Source organism: Levilactobacillus muriae, from assembly GCF_045862015.1.
GTDB classification, from domain to species: domain Bacteria; phylum Bacillota; class Bacilli; order Lactobacillales; family Lactobacillaceae; genus Levilactobacillus; species Levilactobacillus muriae.
The window spans coordinates 42,595-63,199 of sequence record NZ_BAAFRU010000007.1; the positions used below are offsets into that span (position 1 = coordinate 42,595).

At 47.3% G+C, this 20,605-nt stretch carries 21 protein-coding genes and 2 pseudogenes; 18 read left to right on the forward strand and 5 right to left on the reverse strand.

Annotation, left to right across the window (positions count from 1 at the left end; translation table 11 throughout):
- Nucleotides 1-51: 51 nt before the first annotated feature.
- Both ACKTSF_RS06175 and ACKTSF_RS06180 read right to left on the reverse strand, forming a co-directional pair.
- Nucleotides 52-198 (reverse strand): hypothetical protein, encoded by a 147-nt coding sequence (locus ACKTSF_RS06175; protein WP_407887623.1) that lies wholly within the window; start codon nucleotides 196-198, stop codon nucleotides 52-54.
- A gap of 134 nt (nucleotides 199-332) precedes the next feature.
- A complete protein-coding gene (locus ACKTSF_RS06180; protein WP_407887625.1) occupies nucleotides 333-815 on the reverse strand; it encodes a GNAT family N-acetyltransferase in 483 nt (160 codons plus the stop codon).
- A 149-nt stretch (nucleotides 816-964) separates the two neighbouring features.
- Here ACKTSF_RS06180 and ACKTSF_RS06185 point away from each other — a divergent pair, with 149 nt between their 5' ends.
- The 9 genes and pseudogenes from ACKTSF_RS06185 to ACKTSF_RS06225 all read left to right on the forward strand — a co-directional run bounded on the left by ACKTSF_RS06185 (nucleotide 965) and on the right by ACKTSF_RS06225 (nucleotide 9,823).
- Entirely contained in the window at nucleotides 965-1,855 is an 891-nt protein-coding gene (locus ACKTSF_RS06185) for a LysR family transcriptional regulator (protein ID WP_407887627.1), read from the forward strand.
- A 357-nt stretch (nucleotides 1,856-2,212) separates the two neighbouring features.
- On the forward strand, nucleotides 2,213-2,938 hold the full coding sequence (locus ACKTSF_RS06190; protein WP_407887629.1) for an SIR2 family NAD-dependent protein deacylase: 726 nt from the start codon (nucleotides 2,213-2,215) through the stop codon (nucleotides 2,936-2,938).
- A 21-nt stretch (nucleotides 2,939-2,959) separates the two neighbouring features.
- Complete coding sequence (locus tag ACKTSF_RS06195) at nucleotides 2,960-3,541, forward strand: TetR/AcrR family transcriptional regulator (RefSeq protein WP_407887631.1); 582 nt, start codon at nucleotides 2,960-2,962, stop codon at nucleotides 3,539-3,541.
- A 191-nt stretch (nucleotides 3,542-3,732) separates the two neighbouring features.
- Nucleotides 3,733-4,350, forward strand: a complete 618-nt coding sequence (locus tag ACKTSF_RS06200; protein WP_407887633.1) for an NAD(P)-dependent oxidoreductase — start codon at nucleotides 3,733-3,735, stop codon at nucleotides 4,348-4,350.
- Nucleotides 4,351-4,364: 14 nt separating this feature from the next.
- Nucleotides 4,365-4,763: an SRPBCC family protein gene (locus tag ACKTSF_RS06205; RefSeq protein WP_407887635.1), complete on the forward strand. Its 399-nt coding sequence runs from the start codon at nucleotides 4,365-4,367 to the stop codon at nucleotides 4,761-4,763.
- 12 nt (nucleotides 4,764-4,775) lie between these two features.
- Nucleotides 4,776-5,402 (forward strand): annotated as a pseudogene (locus ACKTSF_RS06210) (NAD(P)-dependent oxidoreductase).
- Between the two features lie 209 nt (nucleotides 5,403-5,611).
- Nucleotides 5,612-6,187: an NAD-dependent epimerase/dehydratase family protein gene (locus tag ACKTSF_RS06215; protein WP_407887637.1), complete on the forward strand. Its 576-nt coding sequence runs from the start codon at nucleotides 5,612-5,614 to the stop codon at nucleotides 6,185-6,187.
- A gap of 11 nt (nucleotides 6,188-6,198) precedes the next feature.
- On the forward strand, nucleotides 6,199-6,663 hold the full coding sequence (locus ACKTSF_RS06220; protein WP_407887639.1) for an Rrf2 family transcriptional regulator: 465 nt from the start codon (nucleotides 6,199-6,201) through the stop codon (nucleotides 6,661-6,663).
- Between the two features lie 700 nt (nucleotides 6,664-7,363).
- Nucleotides 7,364-9,823: a phosphoketolase family protein gene (locus tag ACKTSF_RS06225; protein ID WP_407887641.1), complete on the forward strand. Its 2,460-nt coding sequence runs from the start codon at nucleotides 7,364-7,366 to the stop codon at nucleotides 9,821-9,823.
- Nucleotides 9,824-9,993: 170 nt separating this feature from the next.
- On the opposite strand, the gene ACKTSF_RS06230 is transcribed toward ACKTSF_RS06225, so the two are convergent.
- Nucleotides 9,994-10,536: a TetR/AcrR family transcriptional regulator gene (locus ACKTSF_RS06230; protein WP_407887643.1), complete on the reverse strand. Its 543-nt coding sequence runs from the start codon at nucleotides 10,534-10,536 to the stop codon at nucleotides 9,994-9,996.
- Between the two features lie 189 nt (nucleotides 10,537-10,725).
- On the opposite strand from ACKTSF_RS06230, the gene ACKTSF_RS06235 reads away from it, so the two are divergent.
- Nucleotides 10,726-11,727, forward strand: a complete 1,002-nt coding sequence (locus tag ACKTSF_RS06235; RefSeq protein WP_407887645.1) for an NADP-dependent oxidoreductase — start codon at nucleotides 10,726-10,728, stop codon at nucleotides 11,725-11,727.
- 101 nt (nucleotides 11,728-11,828) lie between these two features.
- Here ACKTSF_RS06235 and ACKTSF_RS06240 read toward each other — a convergent pair whose 3' ends face one another.
- Entirely contained in the window at nucleotides 11,829-12,488 is a 660-nt protein-coding gene (locus tag ACKTSF_RS06240) for an HXXEE domain-containing protein (protein ID WP_407887647.1), read from the reverse strand.
- A gap of 152 nt (nucleotides 12,489-12,640) precedes the next feature.
- Here ACKTSF_RS06240 and ACKTSF_RS06245 point away from each other — a divergent pair, with 152 nt between their 5' ends.
- From ACKTSF_RS06245 to ACKTSF_RS06265, 5 genes and pseudogenes are all read left to right on the forward strand, one after another.
- Complete coding sequence (locus tag ACKTSF_RS06245) at nucleotides 12,641-13,213, forward strand: TetR/AcrR family transcriptional regulator (RefSeq protein WP_407887649.1); 573 nt, start codon at nucleotides 12,641-12,643, stop codon at nucleotides 13,211-13,213.
- A 225-nt stretch (nucleotides 13,214-13,438) separates the two neighbouring features.
- Nucleotides 13,439-13,903, forward strand: a pseudogene (locus ACKTSF_RS06250) (FMN-binding protein).
- Nucleotides 13,904-13,906: 3 nt separating this feature from the next.
- The gene (locus ACKTSF_RS06255) at nucleotides 13,907-14,665 is read left to right on the forward strand and encodes an FAD:protein FMN transferase (protein WP_407887651.1); all 759 of its coding nucleotides are present in this window, start codon (nucleotides 13,907-13,909) and stop codon (nucleotides 14,663-14,665) included.
- A gap of 51 nt (nucleotides 14,666-14,716) precedes the next feature.
- Nucleotides 14,717-15,445, forward strand: a complete 729-nt coding sequence (locus ACKTSF_RS06260; protein WP_407887837.1) for a ferric reductase-like transmembrane domain-containing protein — start codon at nucleotides 14,717-14,719, stop codon at nucleotides 15,443-15,445.
- Nucleotides 15,333-15,959 (forward strand): FAD-binding oxidoreductase, encoded by a 627-nt coding sequence (locus tag ACKTSF_RS06265; protein ID WP_407887832.1) that lies wholly within the window; start codon nucleotides 15,333-15,335, stop codon nucleotides 15,957-15,959. The genes ACKTSF_RS06260 and ACKTSF_RS06265 overlap by 113 nt, the downstream gene beginning before the upstream one ends.
- Before the next feature lie 214 nt (nucleotides 15,960-16,173).
- Here the strand turns inward: ACKTSF_RS06265 and adhP are convergent, their stop codons facing one another.
- Nucleotides 16,174-17,190: an alcohol dehydrogenase AdhP gene (adhP, locus tag ACKTSF_RS06270; RefSeq protein ID WP_407887653.1), complete on the reverse strand. Its 1,017-nt coding sequence runs from the start codon at nucleotides 17,188-17,190 to the stop codon at nucleotides 16,174-16,176.
- A 417-nt stretch (nucleotides 17,191-17,607) separates the two neighbouring features.
- On the opposite strand from adhP, the gene ACKTSF_RS06275 reads away from it, so the two are divergent.
- The 3 genes from ACKTSF_RS06275 (at nucleotide 17,608) to ACKTSF_RS06285 (ending at nucleotide 20,521) form a co-directional block, all read left to right on the forward strand.
- Complete coding sequence (locus ACKTSF_RS06275) at nucleotides 17,608-18,294, forward strand: response regulator transcription factor (protein ID WP_407887654.1); 687 nt, start codon at nucleotides 17,608-17,610, stop codon at nucleotides 18,292-18,294.
- Nucleotides 18,291-19,970 (forward strand): HAMP domain-containing sensor histidine kinase, encoded by a 1,680-nt coding sequence (locus ACKTSF_RS06280; protein WP_407887656.1) that lies wholly within the window; start codon nucleotides 18,291-18,293, stop codon nucleotides 19,968-19,970. Before ACKTSF_RS06275 ends, ACKTSF_RS06280 begins: the two co-directional genes overlap by 4 nt.
- 146 nt (nucleotides 19,971-20,116) lie before the next feature.
- Entirely contained in the window at nucleotides 20,117-20,521 is a 405-nt protein-coding gene (locus tag ACKTSF_RS06285) for a YxeA family protein (RefSeq protein WP_407887658.1), read from the forward strand.
- The last annotated feature ends 84 nt before the right edge of the window (nucleotides 20,522-20,605 follow it).

A 20,605-nucleotide genomic window follows, 5' to 3' on the forward strand; every position in this document is an offset into this window, starting at 1 on the left:
ACTAAAAGGTTGAACGATAAAATGGTGGCTACAGTGTCTAAATCAGCCGGCTTACCGTTCGCCAAATTTAGGCTGGAACGCTGTGGGTAGGACGCCGCCAGCCTGAGAAGCGGTCTGCCAGCTCGCTTTGAACCGCCCAACCCGCGTTTCAAAGTCGCCATTTTCCAAGTGAGCCCACTTGCAATCTTTAGTTCTCACAATAAAACCTTTGTATTTCGTTAGCATGGCATCAATAGCGGGCACATTGGTCTGAGCCAAGCGGTTAAGCGTAGCCAGGTGAACACCGGTTAAATAGTCATTTTCAAAAATTCAGCAAATGATAATAGTTATTTCTACAGGTCCTTCACGAAGAAAAGCGATTCTCGGTCTGGATAATCATAACTGAGAGGGACATCTGCCCGACTAATCTCGGTGAAGCCGTTCTTGCGATAAAAGTGATGGGCACGGTGGCATGCGGCTGGTGTATCCAGAAGAATATGCTGAAGCTGTCGTTCCTTTGCAGCCGCAAGCAATGTGGTGAATAATTGATGTGAGACACCGGCTGTTGCGCCCCGATAATCTTGGTGGACGAAGAACTTCTTCAAGATGCCATAGTGACCGTCCTCAGGGAGTAGACCGATGGTACCGATAACATCATCCGTGTCGTTGATGGCTAGCCAGAAGCCACCCTGTTTTTTCAAATAGTGATCGGTAATATTGGCCATATCAGGCTGTTCCTCCAGGGACAAATTAACTTTGTTGTCGAAATTTTGTAGATACAGAATTAGAGCGATAACCTGATTACGATATTTTGGCGTGTAACTTATGATTTTCAATGACTGACATCCTCTCTAATGCGTAAAATTGACAAGACTGACGTTATTTCATATACTAAGTCAAAGCAACGATTCAGTCTAATTGAAATGTTCGATATAATAATTCGAATTATTCGATAGTTAAATCAGTTACAAATAGGGGATGCCAAATGGATATTAAAACACTAAAAACACTTCGCGCCATTGCCGAGACCGGAAGCTTTCAGGCCGCAGCCAATCAATTGAATTATGCCCAATCGACCGTGACCTTTCAAGTGCAGCAATTGGAGCAGGAATTATCACTGCAATTATTTGAAAAAGTCGGTCGTAAGATGGTCTTCACATCAGCGGGAAAGCAGCTCTTACCAGCAATTGACAGCATTCTTGGTACGGTGACGGAAATGAAAAATTATGGCAAGGCCGACGCCGAATTAACTGGGAGTCTACGCATCGCAATTCCCGATACGCTATTGACGTACCAGATGCAGCCAGTTCTCAAGGCCTTTCACAACCAGGCGCCGGCCGTCCAACTAGCCTTACAAATGGCAAACTGCTTCACTATTCCACAACGCGTAGCAAATGGGACGGTGGATTTGGGGATTCACTATGATGTCGGCGGTTACAGTAATAGTCTAACCGTTACCCGGCTACGAGAATTCCCTTTGGTTCTGGTGGCCAGTTCACAACTAGATGCGCAGACGGTCGATCTGCAAAAGCCGCATCAACAGCTGACGTGTCCCCTAATCACTGACGATCGGGAAAGCATCACGCATAAGAAGTTTATGGCGGCAATTGCGACGAGAGACATTGTCTTCACGCATTTCATGGGAATTGGGAGTGTCGAAGCAGTTAAGCGAAGTGTGATGAGTAATCTGGGAGTTGCCTATTTACCACAATTCGTGGTTCAGCCAGAGGTGGCTGCCGGGCGGTTACAGATATTGCCGACAGCATTCGCGGACCAGCAGGTGACTGCCGTTTATATACAACGGAAAAACAAGCTGCGGTCTCGTGTGTTAGACGGATTCATCGAAACATTGGTTGCGAATCTCGTGTCCGCGTGAGTCGAATCGTAGGGTGATACACCACGTGATTGTCTATTCGCTGATCGAGTGGCTTTTTAGGATGCTTAGCCAATAGTGTAGAAGACAACACCTGGTCAAACAAGAGCCCCTTGACAGCTTGAGATGGGTGGGCCAACAATTGAAAACTAAAATTTTTAAAAATAGGTTGACATTAATTAAACAATCGTTTATTATTTAGCTATTCACAACAGTTATATAAGGGATGCAATACTGTATAACTGAAGTAAATGAATTTTTTTCGATAATAAATAAACGATTGTTTCATTAAACAGCGATATTTAACTGTCGAGCTGGACACGACCTGAAGTAGAATTAGGCCAGAAGGAGAATGAGTTGATGAGTTTAACGGCAGAAAAAGAACAAACAGCACTTGTCACGTTAGTCCATGCACTACGTCAAAGTAAATTTACAGTTGTTCTGACTGGGGCTGGTATTTCGACGGCTAGCGGTATTGCTGACTTGGCCCACATGCCAGGGATTGCAGGAACGATGTTGTCCTCAGAGCAGGCACTCGTGGCGGCCCCTAATGCTTATTATCGGCAATTGCAAAAAACATTTCTCCATGGGATGTTCGATGTCGGGCCAACCATTGCTCACCGTGAAGTGTCACGATTAGAACAGCAAGGGCTAGTTCAGGCCGTAGTGACGACTAATGTAGACTACCTTCATGAACTGGCCGGTTCGCGACAGGTTGCTGATATTTGGAATAGTTTCAATGTAAATACATGTTTGAAGTGTGGTCGGGTTTATCCCATAAGTGTTTGGCGGGCAGGTCAGGCTCCACACTGCCCAGAATGTGGGGGCTTGCTCTCACCGGCACCGGCTCACAATCACGTTGGTCGCGACCTAGTCGCAGTTCGTCGGGCCAATCAGTGGATGGATCAAGCAGATCTGGTCATTGTCACAGGATCGAACGGTTACTATGACGACATTAATGCTCACGCACAAGTGATCCAGATCAACCCGCAATCAACCGTTTTCGATCACCGCGCCAATCTGAATATTCGCACAACGGCGGATGAAATCTTCGGAAAGGTAGGAAAAATGATTGACAATAATTAATCAATCATTTAATATAAAAGCATGAGAAAAATTGATGAGGGAAAAAAAGAACGTGTCAAGCAAGCCGTATTTGAAATCACACGAGACGAAGGTATTGCGGCATTGTCGTTTGGTAAAATTGCTAAATGTGCTCACGTTAGTTCGGGGACACCGTATGTTTACTACAAGGATAAAACGGAAATGTTGGGTAAAATTTATTTAGAGGTCAAGGAACTTATTGATAAGGGACTAAAGGCCGCTATTGATGAGGGGCAGACCAAGGAGGAACGTTTGTTTAATGGCATCTATCACTTTGCTGATCAAATGACCGCCCACCCACTAGAGTCGACGTATTTAGACGAGATTCGCGATAATCCCAAATTGGTGACGCCAGAAGTCATTCGTCAGGGGAATCGTTTGGCCCAACCCATCGATGATGTTTTTCAAGAAATGATCGATGCAGAGCTCATGACCACTAATAATCGAGAAGCCCTCTATGCCCTACTCTTCGCACCGTTCATGATGGTGTTAAAGCAACGGGTCGTGGGGAAGCAACCGGTGATGCTGAGTGAATTAGAAACCGTCATTCGTCTATCAATGCAAGGTGTTCTTAAAAATCGTTAACGCGATTTTTATTTTTAATCTTTAATTAAACAAATGTTTAGTCAAATAAAAAGGAGAATTATGATGACACAACCAGTAGAAACGCAGCCCAAGCCGGTCGTCTCATTGCCACTATGGTTAATGCTGATTACCATAGTCGACGAGGCACAGGCACAATCAACCCAAGCGCTTACTTATTAGGAGGGTAACGAATGATGAAGATTGTTATTTTTGGTGCTAGCGGCAGTGTTGGCCGGTATTTAATTACTGAAGCGGTTCGTCAGGGGCACGAAGTCATTGCGGTGGGTCGACAGGTTAGTAGCTTACAACCTCAGGCTCACGTGACGGTCAAAGCGGTTGACTACAATCAGCCGGCTGACTTGGTAGATGCAGCTAAGGGAGATGATGCCGCCATCATCTCCTTGGGTGATCTTGGCGTTGTCCAACCAACTGAGGCGATTATTCAAGCCCTCCAGGCCGTAGACATTACTCGGGTGGAAATTTTAACTGGTTTTGGTGGAAGTCGACGGAGCCGCTGGCAACTGAATCCTGTGATGCATGTGATCGTATGGGCCGCTAGACTGGCGTATTATCGCGGCTTTCACAACAAGGAATTACAGGACCGTATCATTCGCAATTCAGGCTTAACTTTTACCATCGTTCAGCCGCCAACGTTAACGTTTGACGCTACAACGGGGACCTATCGTCACGGTGATTACCGGGGGAAATCGCTGCTTGGGCACATTAGTCGTGCCGACTTGACAGAATTTATGGTGACAAATCTGACGTCACAGCGTTATCAAAACCAATCGGTCTTCGTTCAACAGTGAAGGGATGCGTAGACATGCATAAAATTAATTTGGAAAAAGTAATTCAAGCAACACCAACGGCAATTTGGCAACTGATGACACAACCAGAGAATGATCATTGGCGCTCTAACGTGAGTGCTGTGACTCGTAACACGGATGGAAGCTATGCGGAGATGGACGCAACAACTGGTTGGCCGATGACTTATACGGTGGTGGATCAAATACCGGGACAGCGATTAGCTTTAAAGTTAGATCATGTTGATGGCAAGGGGTCACGGCTATTTATACTGGCGGCATTGGGTGAGCAAACAACACGCGTTAGTCTTGATGAAGACTTTACGAGTCACTTGGATTCGGCAACCCAACAATTATTGCAGGTGTTCTTAAAGCAGCAAGCACAGACGTATTTAGATGATTTAACAAGAGTTCTCTAGGAGGTAAATGATATGAAAATCGCAATTTTTGGCGCCAGCGGGAGTGTTGGCCAATTTCTAATTACTGAAGCACTAGCACAAGGCAATCAGGTGGTTGCAGTAAGCCGGCAGGCCGGTCGGATCAGTCCTCAGGGTAACGTTGCGGTACGTCTAGTGGATTATGATAAGCAAGCGAGTATTCAAGCCGCTATGGCTGGAAGTGATGTCGTCATCATTTCCCTCGGCGACTTCGGCGTTGTTGAACCTGTCCATCAGATTACATGAGCCATGCGAGCTAGTGGAATCAATCGCGTGGAGATCCTTACGGGCTATGCGTCGGATGCGTCGTCGCGTCAAAGTTTAACGCCGGTCGAACTGGCAGAATTTATGGCGGTGAAGGCCGACTACGCGGAGGGCGTGGCTAACAAAGAAAGGCAAGTTGCCATCGTAAAATCCTCAGGGCTGACGTACACCAACGTTCAGCCATCGTGGCTAACCTATGAACCGGCGACGGGAGCTTACCGTTATGGCGATTTTTCACCAAAATCGGTCCACGATCCATTGAGTCGGGCAGACTTAGCAGAATTTATGGTTACCAATCTAACTAAGAATCGCTATGAAAATACATCGGTATATGTGTCGGGACCGGCTGCAGGCTGAGTTGTACGTTAAAAATTGACGCAGAGTAGAATAGAAGAAAAAATAGCGCCAGGATCCTTCAACAAGGAGCCTGGCCTTTTTGGGAGAAACGGCGTAATAATGCTGTTCTACTGTGAATTTTAGCCAAGACATAAATATTCCTTGCTTTTGAACATCTATGGATGTATATTATCCATAGATAATAAAAGTCTTGGGAAAAGAGTGAACTTATGACAACAAATATTGTTTTACTGGGTGGCAGTGGTTACATTGGGCGGCAACTGGTTCAGGCATGGCGGCAGCGCAATACTGATACGGAATTTTGGATTCTTTCGCGATCGGGTGACTCAGGCCTCGCGCTAGCTGGCGTGCATGGACTAGCGGTTGATTTAACACAGTCTCAGCTTGGAAATGTTACGTTGCCAGCACAGGTTGACTATATTGTGGATCTGGTTGGTGGACCGCTGGCTGATTCGCAGGAGATGGCAAAATTTAACCGCGTGCCAGCGCAATTGATGATGGCACTTGCGGAGAAGTACCAGCCACGGGCAATGGGCTTCATTGGCGGTAAGTTAGGACCCAAGCCATTTGTACGGTTAAAACGCGAAATTATTAAGGAATTACAGACGGCATCAACACCGTTGGCGGTGGTTGAGCCAACATTGGTCTACGGTGCCGGTCGTCATGACCAGATGACACGGTACGTCCCATTGTTGCGGGTCATAGGTGCTGTGGTGCCCCAGGTAAGACCCGTCAAGGTTGACCGGGTTGTGGCATCATTATTAACAGAATTGATGGCAAAGTAAGGACGGTTATGATGAAAATTAGTAAGAGTGTCGAACAGGGGATTTACGTGATTTTAATGTTGGCAGTTCAACGGGAGCATACCCCATTGAAGAGTCAGTTATTAAGTCAACGCCTGGAGGTCTCTGATTCGTATTTAAAGAAAATTTTGCGTAAATTGGTCATTGCTGGATTAATTCAATCGGTCGCTAGTAAAGATGGTGGGTTTGTCATCAAACAGAACGTCACGACCATCACGCTGTACGATGTTTGCGCAGCGGTAGATGAGCTTCAAACAGTCGTCATGCCAGAATTGCATTTGGCTGCGAAGATTTTTCCGGGGGATGCGGCTCACATTCGGCAGAGTGAAGCGTTGGCGACAGCTGCGTTTACCGCGGCGCACGATGCGTATTGTCAATCATTAAAGCGGGTGCCGTTAAGTAATTTCTTGGAAGCTGACAGCTTCGAAACCGGTGTGGTGGATTGGCATCAACTGTAAATGGATCAACTGACGTCACTTATGGAGAATTTGCAGGGCCAATTCTGATGTGAAGGGGTCCTTTTTTGACGCATAAATTAGTCGGATTACTAAACTGAAGGTTGAAAGATCTAAAGTATCCATTATGACTGTTGCAACAACGATACTGAGACTAAAATTAGGCAACGTCGTCTAAATCAGCCGGCTTACCGTTCACCAAATTTAGGCTGGAACGCTGTGGGTAGGACGCCGCCAGCCTGAGAAGCGGTCTGCCAGCTCGCTTTTAACCTTCAGTTACTAAAGCTCAAATGAATTGAAACCATGATTCTTGGTGAGAGGTGGTAAAAATTAATTTTTACTTTCAATCATTAACATCTCGTTAAACGCTTAAATCTCATGAGCAAACGCAACCGAACAATCCCTCAAATCTGGTATACTTGGTTCCGGTAATTGGCACGGCTATGAACACTTGTGGCCCGCAAACAATTGCCAAATGACGCAAAATCCAACCGGCGAAGATCCAACGGCGCTTTGCTAGTTGGATGGTGGGTCAGTCAAATTTCGAAGAAAAATCGGCTTTTTCATAAATTGGACCGTATCAATTTACAAAAAGGTTGACTTTTCGGCAGAATTTAGTATGATGAAGAAGTACAAAATTAACCTCTAATGATTTCTGTTAATTGTTTAGAAGGATGTTATTCAACGAAGGAGTGTAAAATTCATGGCAGTAGATTACGATTCCAAGTCATACTTGGAAAAGGTTGACGCCTGGTGGCGTGCTACAACGTATCTTTCCGGTGGTATGATTTTCCTGAAGGACAACCCATTGTTCTCAGTTACCAACACACCAATCAAAAAAGACGACGTTAAGGTTAAGCCTATCGGACACTGGGGTACTATCTCAGGACAAACTTTCCTGTATGCCCACGCCAACCGTTTGATCAACAAGTACGGTTTGAACATGTTCTATATCGGTGGTCCCGGTCATGGTGGCCAAGTTATGGTAACCAACGCGTACTTAGACGGTACCTACACTGAAGATTACCCTGAAATCACTCAGGATCTTGAAGGTATGGCACGTCTGTACAAGCGGTTCTCATTCCCAGGTGGGATTGGTTCTCACATGACTGCACAAACGCCTGGTTCTCTTCACGAAGGTGGGGAACTTGGTTACTCTCTGTCCCATGCTACTGGTGCCGTATTAGACAACCCAGACCAAATTGCATTTACTGTCGTTGGTGATGGTGAAGTTGAAACCGGTCCTGCCATGACTGCATGGAATTCCATCAAGTTCTTGAACCCTAAGAACGATGGTGCCGTTTTACCTATTCTTGACGTAAACGGCTTCAAGATTTCCAACCCTACTATCTTCTCACGGATGAGCGACGACAAGATCGCCAAGTTCTTCGAAGGTTTAGGTTGGTCACCTCGCTTCCTCGAAAACGACGATATCCATGATTACATGACTTACCACGAAAAAGCTGCTAAGTTATTTGACCAAGCTATCGCTGACATCAAACAAATCCAAAAAGACGCTCGTGAAAACGGCAAGTACGAAGACGGTGAAGTTGCCGCTTGGCCTGTTGTTATCGCGCGTTTGCCAAAGGGTTGGGGCGGTCCTACGCATAACCCAGCCGGCGAACCAATTGAAAACTCATTCCGTGCTCACCAAGTTCCACTTGGCTTGAGCCAAAACAACTTCGACGAATTACCAGAATTTGAAGACTGGATGAACTCATACAAGCCAGCCGAATTATTCAATACTGATGGTTCATTGAAGGCAGAAGTTGCCGACTTCGCCCCTAAGGGTGACAAGCGGATGGCTTCTAACCCAGTTGCTAATGGTGGTCGTGCGCGTGGCGAAAAGCCTGAAACGCTGGCCTTACCTAACTGGAAAGACTACGCTAACGACATCAACGAAAGTAACCGTGGGACGAACTTGCCTGATGGCAACCGCAACATGGATATGAACGTTCTGTCAACCTTCTTTGCTGGCGTTGCCACAAAGAACCCAACGTCATTCCGGATCTTCGGACCTGACGAAACGATGTCTAACCGTCTCTGGGAAATGTTCAAGATTACGAACCGTCAATGGATGAGTAAGGTCAAGGAACCAAATGACCAATACGAAGCACCAGAAGGCCGTATCTTGGATGCCCAATTATCAGAACACCAAGCTGAAGGTTGGCTTGAAGGTTACACCTTAACTGGTCGTACCGGTGTGTTCACGTCTTACGAATCATTCTTGCGGGTTGTCGACTCAATGACGACGCAACACTTCAAGTGGATCCGTCAGGCCGCAGCAGAAGACTGGCGTAATGATTACCCATCATTGAACCTGGTATCTACTTCTACTGTATTCCAACAAGACCATAACGGTTACACCCACCAAGATCCTGGTATGTTGACCCACTTGGCTGAAAAGAAGTCTGACTTTATCCGTCAGTACCTGCCAGCCGATGCCAACTCACTCTTGGCTGTATTTGACCGTGCCTTCACTGACCGTCAAAAGTTGAACCATATCGTTGCTTCTAAGCAACCACGTCAACAATGGTTCTCTGTTGCCGAAGCTGAAGAATTGGCTACTAAGGGTCTTAAGACGATCGACTGGGCTTCCACTGTTGCTGAAGGTGAAGATGCTGATATCGTCTTTGCTTCTGCCGGTGTTGAACCAACCATCGAAACGCTTGCTGCTCTTAGCTTGATCAACGACGCCTTCCCAGCCGTTAAGATGCGTTACGTTAACGTTGTTGAATTGGAACGTCTTCAAAAGAAGAACGGCCCTCTGAACGACGAACGTGCATTGAGCGATGCTGAATTCACGTCATTCTTCGGCGAATCTGGTACGCCAGTTATGTTTGGCTTCCACGGTTACGAAGACTTGATCGAATCATTCTTCTACGAACGTCAACACTTAGGCTTGCACGTTCATGGTTACCGTGAAGATGGTGATATCACGACTGCTTACGACATGCGTGTATACTCCGAATTAGACCGGTTCCACCAAGCCAAGGATGCGGTTAACACCTTGATTGCTAAGGGCATTATCGACGAAGCTGCCGGTAAGACCTTTGACGCCAAGATGGACACTATCTTAGCTAAGCACATGAAGATCACTCGTGACGAAGGTCATGATATCGAAGAATTCACTAAGTGGCAATGGTCACCATTGAAGAAGTAATTTCTTCAATCTGAATTCAAAAGAGGATTGCTCCCAACTGTGGGGGCAATCCTCTTTTTTTTACGAAGTAGGGTACCGCCGCCAACATCAGCGTTCGCGGAACGTAAATAACGACCACATCCGTGTGAGAGACGTAGTCGTTATTTACGTTGCCAGTCAAGTAGCCTGGGTTAGACGCCAGCCTTGATCAAGTACCAGATACGTTCGAAACGTTGCGCGTAGTCCGCATCGTTCCAGGTTTCCCTGAAGCTCGGAAGGGTAAAGATGGCGAAGGCGGCTAGGATAGCCTCGGCCTTTTCGTCGTGCGGATCATGGTAGTCCATGATTTGCGAAACAACTTGGTAAGCAGGGGTCAAGACGGCGCGTAACGCTTTGGGATTGTTGTCGACGTAGCGGGTATTGAGCGCAAACATCTGTGGATCGGTATTGTACGCGTGTTTCTTAGCCGTTACGAAGGCCCACAACCAGTCGTGCAACTGTGTCTGCGCTAGTGTTGCTGGTGCGCAGTGAATCTGGTCGATGATTTCGCGCTGGAACCAAGCTGTCGCTACCGCCTCCCAGAGAGCCTGCTTGTTTTTGAAATGTTTATAGAGAGCGGCATGGGTCATGCCTAGTGCCGTGGCAATTTGCGCCAAAGTTACCTCAGCGTTGCCAGTCTCTTGGATCAAACGTTCAGCCGTACTGAGAATTTTATCGCGAGTGGTTAATGTCATTTTAGGGTGCCAAATCTCACTGAGCAGAGGTTCTGGCGGTTCGCCTCCTTCGGTATTATTTTTATTATTGTACCACAAATGGTCAATAAGTAACTTTATTTGTATTTTGTAACCTGATTTGGTAAACTCATGAAGAAGTTTCAAACAGACGAAAAATTAATGACCACTGCTAGAGGAGGACCAGCCACTATGCAAGCTGCGCAATTACACAAATATGATAAAGATTTTCAACTCGAGGTCAACGATATTCCGATGCCCACGCCCACGGCCGACGAGGTCTTGGTACAAGTCAAGTTTGCCGCCGTCAATCCCTTGGAGATGCTGATTGGTACTGGTAGCGTCAAGTTGATTCAGGACTACAAGCTCCCAACGACGATGGGCAATGAACTGTCAGGGGTCGTGACCGAAGTTGGGACTAACGTCATCGACTTTCAAGTGGGAGATGCCATCTATTCGCGACTGCCTTTAGGTAAGATTGGTGCTTTTGCGGAATTTGTTGCGATCGATCAGCATGCAGTTGCCTTGAAGCCTGAGAACTTGGACTTTGCTCACAGTGCGGCGGTGCCATTGACTGGTTTAACGGCCTACCAGGGCTTGCACGAGGAACTTCACGCCCAACCCGGGGAACGACTGATGATTCCCGGCGGATCTGGATCATTTGGTCAAATGGCGATTCCAATCGCGCGTGAAATGGGTCTAAATGTTAGCGTGAGTGGTAACGCCAGAAGCAAGAGTGCTGCCCTGGCAAACGGCGTGGACCAATATTTTGACTATCGCCAGGAAAATTACTGGGAGGCGCTTGCGCCGGTAGATTACGTGATCGATACGATTGGTTCCAAGGAACTGGACCACGAACGCCAAGTCTTAAAGCCTGGTGGTAAGCTGCTCTCACTAAGAATGGGGCCAAACCGCCAGTTTGCGCAGGACCAGCACCTTTCCTGGTGGAAGACGATACTTTTCTCTCTAGCGGGTGCACGGTTAGATCGCCGAACCAAGCGCATTGGCGCGCAGTACCGGTTTCTATTTGTCCGTAGCGATGGCAATCAACTCCGCAAGATTACTCAGTTAGTGGAACGTGAAAATATCGTGCCCGCCATCGACTCGACGCCATTCAAACTAGCCGACATCAACCAGGCGCTAGCATTAGTCGCAACTGGTCATCCGAAGGGGAAAGTATTGATTCGATTTTAGCTAACCATACACTTGGTGATGCAAGTCCCTAAATAAGATTATTTCAAAAATGGCCGTGAACGGAAAGCATCCGCTCGTGGCCATTCTCTTTGCGTAAATTATTATTTTTTTTGATTCCGAATCCGTTTCGCATAGCCAGCGCGCTCAAACTCTGCTTTAGGGAAAACGTATGGAGAACTGGTGGACTGGAGGATACCGTAGCCGATCTTCAACATGAAGATGCCAATGAAAGCCACAATATAGAGAAGACCGAAGAGCACGTCCAACCATCCCAATAGACCATTACTGATGGTGTAGACGAACCACCAGATGCCTAGTGGTAGGTGGCCAAAGACGACCGCGAGTTCACCAGGAGAATACAGAGCATGAATCTTGATGGGTGTGAGAATAACGTGCATGACTAGCTGAGTCAGTCCGAAGACAATAGGCATGAAGCTGAGCCAAATTATTTCTGGAAAGAAGACCGGCAGTAGGTAACAGACGTAGGCCGCGACGACGTTGATGACCATGGCGTTATTCTGGTTGAGCGGGTATCGGTCTGCGGGACCGTCAGTGCTCGGTTGCATGGCAAGGTTGGTGATGGCTGGTTCGCCGCCAGGAAAGCGGAATTCTTCAAATTCATGCCAGAGAATGACAAAGAAGTTTAGGACCGCAATTTTAAGTAAAGTCGACATGCTCCCCCAGTTGTGCCAGATAATAAGTGCCATGCAGACACCGACCACGCCACCAATATCGTACCAATGATTTCTGAGAAATGTCATAAGTCATGACCTCTTTTCCTTTTATTGTACAAAGTGTATAATTTCTTTCGATAAGCTCAGTATACAAGTGTCAGGTGAGCTTGCAATCACTTTATGAGGTTGTACTTCACATCTGGCAAAACTGTACAGTAAAATTTGAGGAGGGTTTAACCATGGCAGATTTTGAGGATTTACGGATCGTAAAGACGCGACAAAAGTTATTTTCCGCCTTAGCAGAGCTACTGGTGGAGAAGCGTTTTGATCAAATCAGTGTCTCGGAAATTGCCCAGGCGGCGCACATTAGCCGGGCCACGTTTTACCATCATTTTGCGGATACTACTGCGTTGGTCGCGGTCTATCAACAGGGGGTCATGACCCGAATCGTTCAGGTGGTTCGTCATAACGACTATAATCCAACGTACTTTCTCTCGCAGCTCATGCCGTTTTTGGATAGCGAGGGGGCGCTTCTAGGCCGCTTATTATCGGATAATGGAACATTGACAATTCAGAATCAATTCAAGCAGGGGATGCGTCAGATCTTTCGAACAAAGATGTTAGCCCACCTCAATACGACCGGCATTGATATGACTAATGAGACGGTAGTCGACTACCTCATTATCTTTTGGACCAGTGCTATCTTTGGGGTGGTGCAGGCGTGGTTGACGACCGGCAAGCGAGAGTCACCAGCAGAGTTAGCGGTGATCTTCAAGCAGATTGTGCCGGATAATCTGACGACATCAATGTGAGAAAGGCGAGCAAGGCCGATTCCAATGACGGAATCGGCCTTTTTGAAAGTCGCAATCGCAGTCAACAAACGTGCGGTGGGCTAACACCACTCGGTTTGCTGCTATGCCGCCTCCTGACAATAAAGTTCACCTACTTTCTTAACAAACGTAGACACATTACAAGGTGTTCTTCATCTTTTCTTCACGCCTGCTGCCTATACTTCAAGACAAAACGAGGTGGTTCGAATGAAGCATATCATACGGTGGCTATTAGCGGTTGCGATAGTCTGTGCCATGGTTATTGATGGCTACCTGCTCTTTTTCCGCCAGTCGAGGGTCGTAACCCAAACCGCAAGTTCCAGTTCAAGTGCACCCAGTCAGTCTAGTGACAGTTCGTCGATCAGTTCTGCAGCAAGCAGTAAACAGAAATATCAAAATGGGTCGTTTACCGGTAAGGCGACATCGACGCAGTGGGGGGATGTGCAAGTGCAGGCTGTCATCAAAGCGTGAAAGATTACACAGGTCAACGTTCTCGAATACCCCAATGACAATGGCCATGATAAGCAGATCAATGCGCAAGCGCTCCCCGTCTATAAGTCAGAGGCAATTAAAAAACAAAGTTCTAAGATTCAATTGGTGTCCGGAGCCAGCGAGACCTATAAGGGCTTTACCGGGTCCTTACAGAGCGCATTAGATCAAGCGGAGGCTTAGCCTATGGAAGCCTATCAAATCAAAACGCGTGTGATTCAAGCGATGGCGATGCCATTTTCCATCAAAGTTGTTCTGTCACCAGAGAATCAGTGGTCTCAGGATCAATTCGATCAGGTCGTAATGGCGATCAATCGTGAATTGAGACACGTCGATGAAGTCTTTTCCCCATTCAAGTCGACATCGATCCTGTGTCGATTTCAGCAGGGTGAATTAGCGGCTGATGACTTCTCATCTGAGTTTCAAAGCGTTTACGGTCTAGCAATTCGAGCACAAACGGTCACGCAAGGGGCTTTCAATCCCTTCTATCGGGGACCCTTTGATCCCACTGGTCTGGTGAAGGGGTGGGCAATTGAACAGGTCTTTCGTCACTATCTCCGGCCGTTGCTCGTGAGAGAGGTCATCAGTGCCGCCGCTATCAATGGTGCTGGTGATATTCAGATGGGCGTGGCAGCGACAAGTGATTTTCGTTGGGCGGTCGGCGTTGAGGACCCCAACAATCGGCAACGGTTATTGGCGCAATACCAGATAGCCAATGGTGCGATGGCAACGTCCGGCACCAGTCAACACGGGGAACATATTTCGCGGTTAAACAGTCAACGGCACCTGCAGCAGGCAACGGTGGTGTCAGCGGATTTGGTGACCGCCGATGTTTGGGCTACAGCGGCTATTTCGGCTGGTCCAGAAAAATTTAAGCAGTTGACGCAAGGGCTTTCCCTGCAGAGCGTACTGGTAGATGGTCAGAATAAGATCGTCCACAGTTAGGAGGCGATGGTGATGTTGAAACGACTACCCTATTTACAAGGCTTAACCTAGTTGATTGTACTCTTCGTGGTCCCGTTACCGTTGATTCAGGCCTTAGCACTGGGACTCCCGTCAATCTATGCCAGTGACGCATTGGCGATCCAGTGGGGATCTATTGCTTACGTGTGGTTTCTTGTGGCCATCTATCTCAGTACGCGACCTAAGTGGTTGGATCGACTGATTGGGTTACCCAGCGTCTACTTTATTCACGGCGTACTCAGCCTGTTGGCGATTGGGCTGGCCTTTCTTCACAAGGAAGGTACCCATTCGTTTGGATTGATTCGTCAGACCGGTGACTGGGCATTTGACCTGTTTTTAGGGCTAATGGTGTATTCATTAGTCTTCATGGCGGGGTGGTTGACCAGTCGTTTCGGTGTTCTACGCTGGATAAAGCGCCAACTGGAACGGCTATTTCATCATGAATTTATCCGTGTGGCTCCACCGACTGAACCTCGTGGCGGTTGCACTGGTCTTCATTCACGTTCAACTCATCAGCTATATGACGGCGGTTCCCAGTTATATTTGGCTATTCAACGGCTATACGGCGGTGGTTCTGGGGTGCTATGTTTATCAGAAGATTCGGTCAACCTGGGGGGTGCCACGCGGACGGTTGGTCGCGAAACGCCAGCTGGCACCGAATTTCTACGAATTCACTTTTCAATTACGGCAGGCCCGGCGATTAGTCATTCAAGCGGGGGACTATGTCTTTCTTCGCTTTCCAAATACACCGGGATTGCGTGAGGGTCACCCCCTTTCAGTGGTGAATCCAGTCACTACTGAAGGACGACTCGTGTTAGCCATTCGTGGTGACGGCGACTTCACCCGGCAGATTCAGCAGGTACCCATTGGTGTGACAGCTGCCTTTGCGGGTGGTTACGGCCACTTTTCTCAAGTGATTAAAGACTATCCGCAGGCCAGGTTGGTGCTGGCTGGTGGTGGGACGGGGGCCATCCCTTTATTGGCAGTGATTGCGGCTTATCCGGATAAAGCCATTGCATTTTACTATGCCGCACACACGTCCCAACAACTGATTTATGTCGATGAACTCCGACGACTGGCGGCCGACCATCCACAACTCAACCTGCACATCCAAGAAGGTCGATTTGAGCCGGAAAAAATAATGGCGTCGCTAACTACGGAAAATCAAATTTTTCTGCTGTCAGGACCAGGTCCATTCGGCAGAAATTGGCGCCGCGCCATTCAACGCGCAGGCGTGGCTAGCAGTCGGGTGTATTATGAAGAATTTAGTTGGTGAAGTGGTGATGTGCGGATAAGGGGAGTCATACTTGTTAAGCGTGAAGCTGTTAGGTGGCGGCATTTGCTTAGCTCGTAATGGTTATTAAGCAACGGTTAGATGGTTTTAGTAACTTTAAATGGATTTCGATAATTTTGACCTATAAAGGCACAATAAAACCCCCACTCTTCACGACAGAGCGGGGGTTTTGGAAGTATTGAAGTTTTTTTGGAAATTACTTAGTGAAGTCGACAACCATCCGGCCAACGATCTTGTTAGCTTTCATTTCGTCAATGATATCGTTAACTTCGTCAAGACGACGAGTTTGAACGATAGGGTGAACCTTACCTTCGGCACCGAATTGGAAGGTTTCAGCTAAGTCTTGACGGGTACCAACTAAGGAACCACGAACTGAGATACCATCCAGAACAGTCTTGGCAATGTTCAATTCCATATCACCTTGAGGTAAAGCAACGGCAACTAACTTACCATCTGGCTTCAAAGCGTTAACGGATTGGGTGAAGGCGTCCTTGGTAACGGCAGTAACTTGTGCGTTATCAACGCCGCCAACCTTTTCTTGGATTTGTTCAGCAACGTCACCGTCATGACGGTTGATTAAGATTTCAGCACCGTCTTTTTTGGCAGCAGCCAACTTGTCAGGGTTACCATCAACGGCAACAACGTGGGCACCGAAGACATTGTGGGCGTATTGGATGGCCAAGTTACCTAAACCACCGGCACCAACAACTTCAACCCATTGACCTGGCTTAGTTTCACCAGTCTTAAGTGCTTTGTACATCGTAACACCGGCACAGGTGAGGGAAGTTGCTTCGACTGGGTCCAAGCCTTCTGGAACCTTAACGGCGTAGTTAGCATCAACGATACATTCTTCAGCCATGGCACCGTCAACAGTGAAGCCGGAGTTTTGAACGTTACGGCAAAGAGTTTCGCGGCCGCTTAAGCAGTATTCACAATGGCCACAGCCCTTGAAGAACCAAGCGATAGAAACCCGGTCACCGATCTTTAAGTTGTCAACGTCGTCAGCAACTTGGATAACTTTACCGACACCTTCATGACCAATGATCCGGCCAGGTTGCTTACCGAAGTCACCAGCAGCGACGTGTAAGTCGGTGTGACAGAGACCACAGTATTCCATTTTAACTAAAGCTTCACCATGGGTGATAGGACGTAAAGTAACATCTTTAATATCAACGTAACCGTCGACTGAATCGCGAATAACAGCAGCTTTCATTTCAAAAAACCCCTTTTCTTTTTTTCTACAATGCCTAGTATACTAAAAAATCATGCAATTTCAAGTGAAAATGTGAACAAAAACAAAATAATTGAAATGTGATTAGTTGTGCAAGCCTACTAACGCCCGCTTTCTTGGATTATTAGACAAATGGCCGAATGTGAAAGAAAAAGTTTAAAGGGTTTTCACAACCAACTGATATGATTGTATGCAACCGGTTGCCACTTTCTATGGGCCTGAAAATAAGGTCAGGAAGAAGTAAAAAATTAGATAAATGTGAAGCGAACGGTGGTTTTCGCATACAATTATGAGAAACTATGATAAAATTAAATGTTGAAATGAATAACGGACGCCCGCTCCCGGTATGGATTTGTTTGGGAGTGGACGCATTTAAATAGCCAGAGGAGTTAAAGCGCAATGAGTCGAATTTTAATTATTGAAGATGAAAAAAATCTTGCCCGTTTTGTCGAGCTTGAATTGAAGCACGAAGGTTATGAGACTAACGTGCAGTTCAACGGTCGAACGGGGATGGAAGCAGCGCTGTCCCAAGACTTCGACGTTATTTTGCTGGATCTTATGTTGCCAGAACTTAACGGGATCGAAGTGGCTCGCCGCGTTCGTGAGGTCAAGAGTACGCCCATCATTATGATGACGGCTCGAGACTCTGTGATCGACCGGGTTTCTGGGTTAGACCATGGTGCCGACGACTATATCGTTAAGCCGTTTGCCATTGAAGAACTCCTTGCCCGGGTGCGGGCTCTGTTACGGCGGGTTCACTTGGAAGGCGAGCAGAAGAACACCAAGCAAACGACCGTCAAATTCAAGGATCTCACCATTGAGAAAGAAAACCGGATCGTGCGGCGGGGGGATGAAGTCATCAACCTCACCAAACGTGAATATGAATTACTCCTGGCTCTGATGGAAAACATCAACGTGGTCTTGGCCCGCGATGTTCTCTTGACCAAAGTCTGGGGCTATGAATCCGAAGTTGAAACGAACGTGGTCGATGTCTACGTGCGTTATCTTCGGAACAAAATTGATGTGGCCGGCCAGAAGAGTTACATTCAGACGGTGCGGGGCACGGGGTACGTGATGCGTTCGTGAAATCAATAAATATTGAAGAACGGGATGCCGCAGAAAAGGAAGAACCTAAGCGAAAGAGAGGGTTTCGTTTTTCCCTGAAATGGGAATGGACGTTATCGACGGCTTTTGGTGTTCTGATTATTTTTGCGGCTATCGTTTTCTTAATTTTTAGCAGTTTTATGACGGTCCTGATGCGCCAGGAGAAGACTCACGTGGCGGATTCACTGAACGTCGTGGTTGAACGTTTGAGTAATCAGAATGAGGTGCTGACCGACAGGCAAGTCGATCAGCTGCTACGGCCGCGAAACGTTCTGGCCGATGAAACCAGTGGGAGTCAACAGGGGGCGCCGTATAACAATGCAGTCGTCACCACATTGGCTCGCGACAGTCAGACAGTCACGGTCTACAATACCAAGGGGAAGGCACTCTTCTCAACGGGGGATACGACCGCATCATTTAGCGCCGTTGGTAAGCAACGGATTGCGGTGACCACGCTGAACCACCGGAAACATCTGGTGGGACGGATGCCAATCCACAGTAAGGTAAACGACAGCTTGCTAGGATACGTGCAGGTCACGGACAATCTCAAGGACTACCGGGCTACACAGGTCAAATTGTTCCAAGTTGCCATTGTGCTGGGCTTGATTGCCGGCTTAGCTGTGGCCATTCTCAGCTACATCTTGGCGTCGTTCTTGTTACGTCCCGTTGAAGCCATTCGCGAAACGATTCACGCTGTGCGGGATGATCCCCAGACAGATAAGCGGGTACCGGAGATTCGGCATACCGACGAACTGAGTGACTTGGGAAATCTCTTTAACGGGATGCTCGACACTACTCAGGGGTACATGGATCAGCAGCAACAGTTTGTGGAGGATGTCTCCCATGAATTGCGGACGCCAGTGGCCATCATTCAGGGCCACATGGAGATGCTGGATCGTTGGGGTAAGGATGATCCCGAAGTGCTCGATGAATCCATTAAGGCCTCCTTACAAGAGACTAAACGGATGAAGAGTCTGGTTCAAGAAATGCTGGATTTGCAACGGGCCGAACAGATTGAAGTGAACTACACGAATGAGGTCACGGATGTGAGCGAAGTGGTGCAACAAGTCTATGACAACTTCAAGATGATTCATCCCGACTTCGTCTTTATCTTAGACGATGACGTTCAGCGACCGGTTCAGGCACAGGTCTATCGGAACCATTTGGAACAGATTCTGATTATCTTACTGGATAATGCCGTGAAGTATACCCAGACACGGAAAGAAATTCATCTGACCTTCGAGAGTGACTCTAGAAACGTCGAGGTGGCCGTTCAAGACTTCGGTGAGGGAATATCTCAAGAGAACCGTGATCGGGTCTTTAACCGCTTCTATCGCGTCGACAAGGCCCGTTCGCGAACCAAGGGTGGCAATGGGCTGGGATTAGCCATTGCCAAACGGCTGATTGAAGCTTATCACGGTAAGATTACGATCGAAAGCGCCGTGGGCTATGGCTCCGTCTTCCGAATCTCATTGCCGATCTTGTCGGATGAAGATGCACGCATTCTCAATGCGAAGAAGGATCGGGTTCAAGCCGAGGCTAATGATACCGGAATTCCGGGAATCAAGTCGGCATTACTCGAGGATTCGCCGCACGATGACGTGACGACTGGTGACACGGATAAAACAGTTGATGGTGAGTCTGACCACTCTAAATAAGCTTAAAAGTAACGGCTCAGGACAGTCATGTCTTGGGCCGTTTTTGTATGCAGTCATTTAGGTGTTGACAAGTTCAGGGGGATCAGTTATTCTAGGGTAACTAGTTAGTTACCCTAGTAGCTAACCAATATGGGGAGGATATAAAAATGAAATTTTTAATGAAGTTTGGACTGTTTTGCGCAGGATTAATCGTTTTAATTGGGGCTGCTGCCATTATTACACCTAATTTAACTAAGAATCGCGGAACCGAGCTAGCCATGGCCATCGACAACGTCAATCCGGCAGTCAAGTCCGAGGACGTCTACGCGGGAACTTCTGTGAAACCAATTCGCCACTTTATTGGCGGTGGTGGCGAGAAGGAATATGTCTATGAACTGGCGACCTATAATAATCAAGGTCAGATGCGGAAACTAACGTTTGATTCGCAATGGGTTCTGAAGCCTAACCGTTACCTTAAAATCAGTACCAAGGGGCAAAACGTGGAGACTTGGGAAGCAGTCGACCGAGCTGAGGTGCCAAGCGGTGTGCGACAGAATTTGATGATGTCTTAATATGAGCGTGCAATTGGTGGCAATAACGATGATTATATGCAGAAATGAGCTTCGACTATTTGTATATAGCAATTAGATAGAATG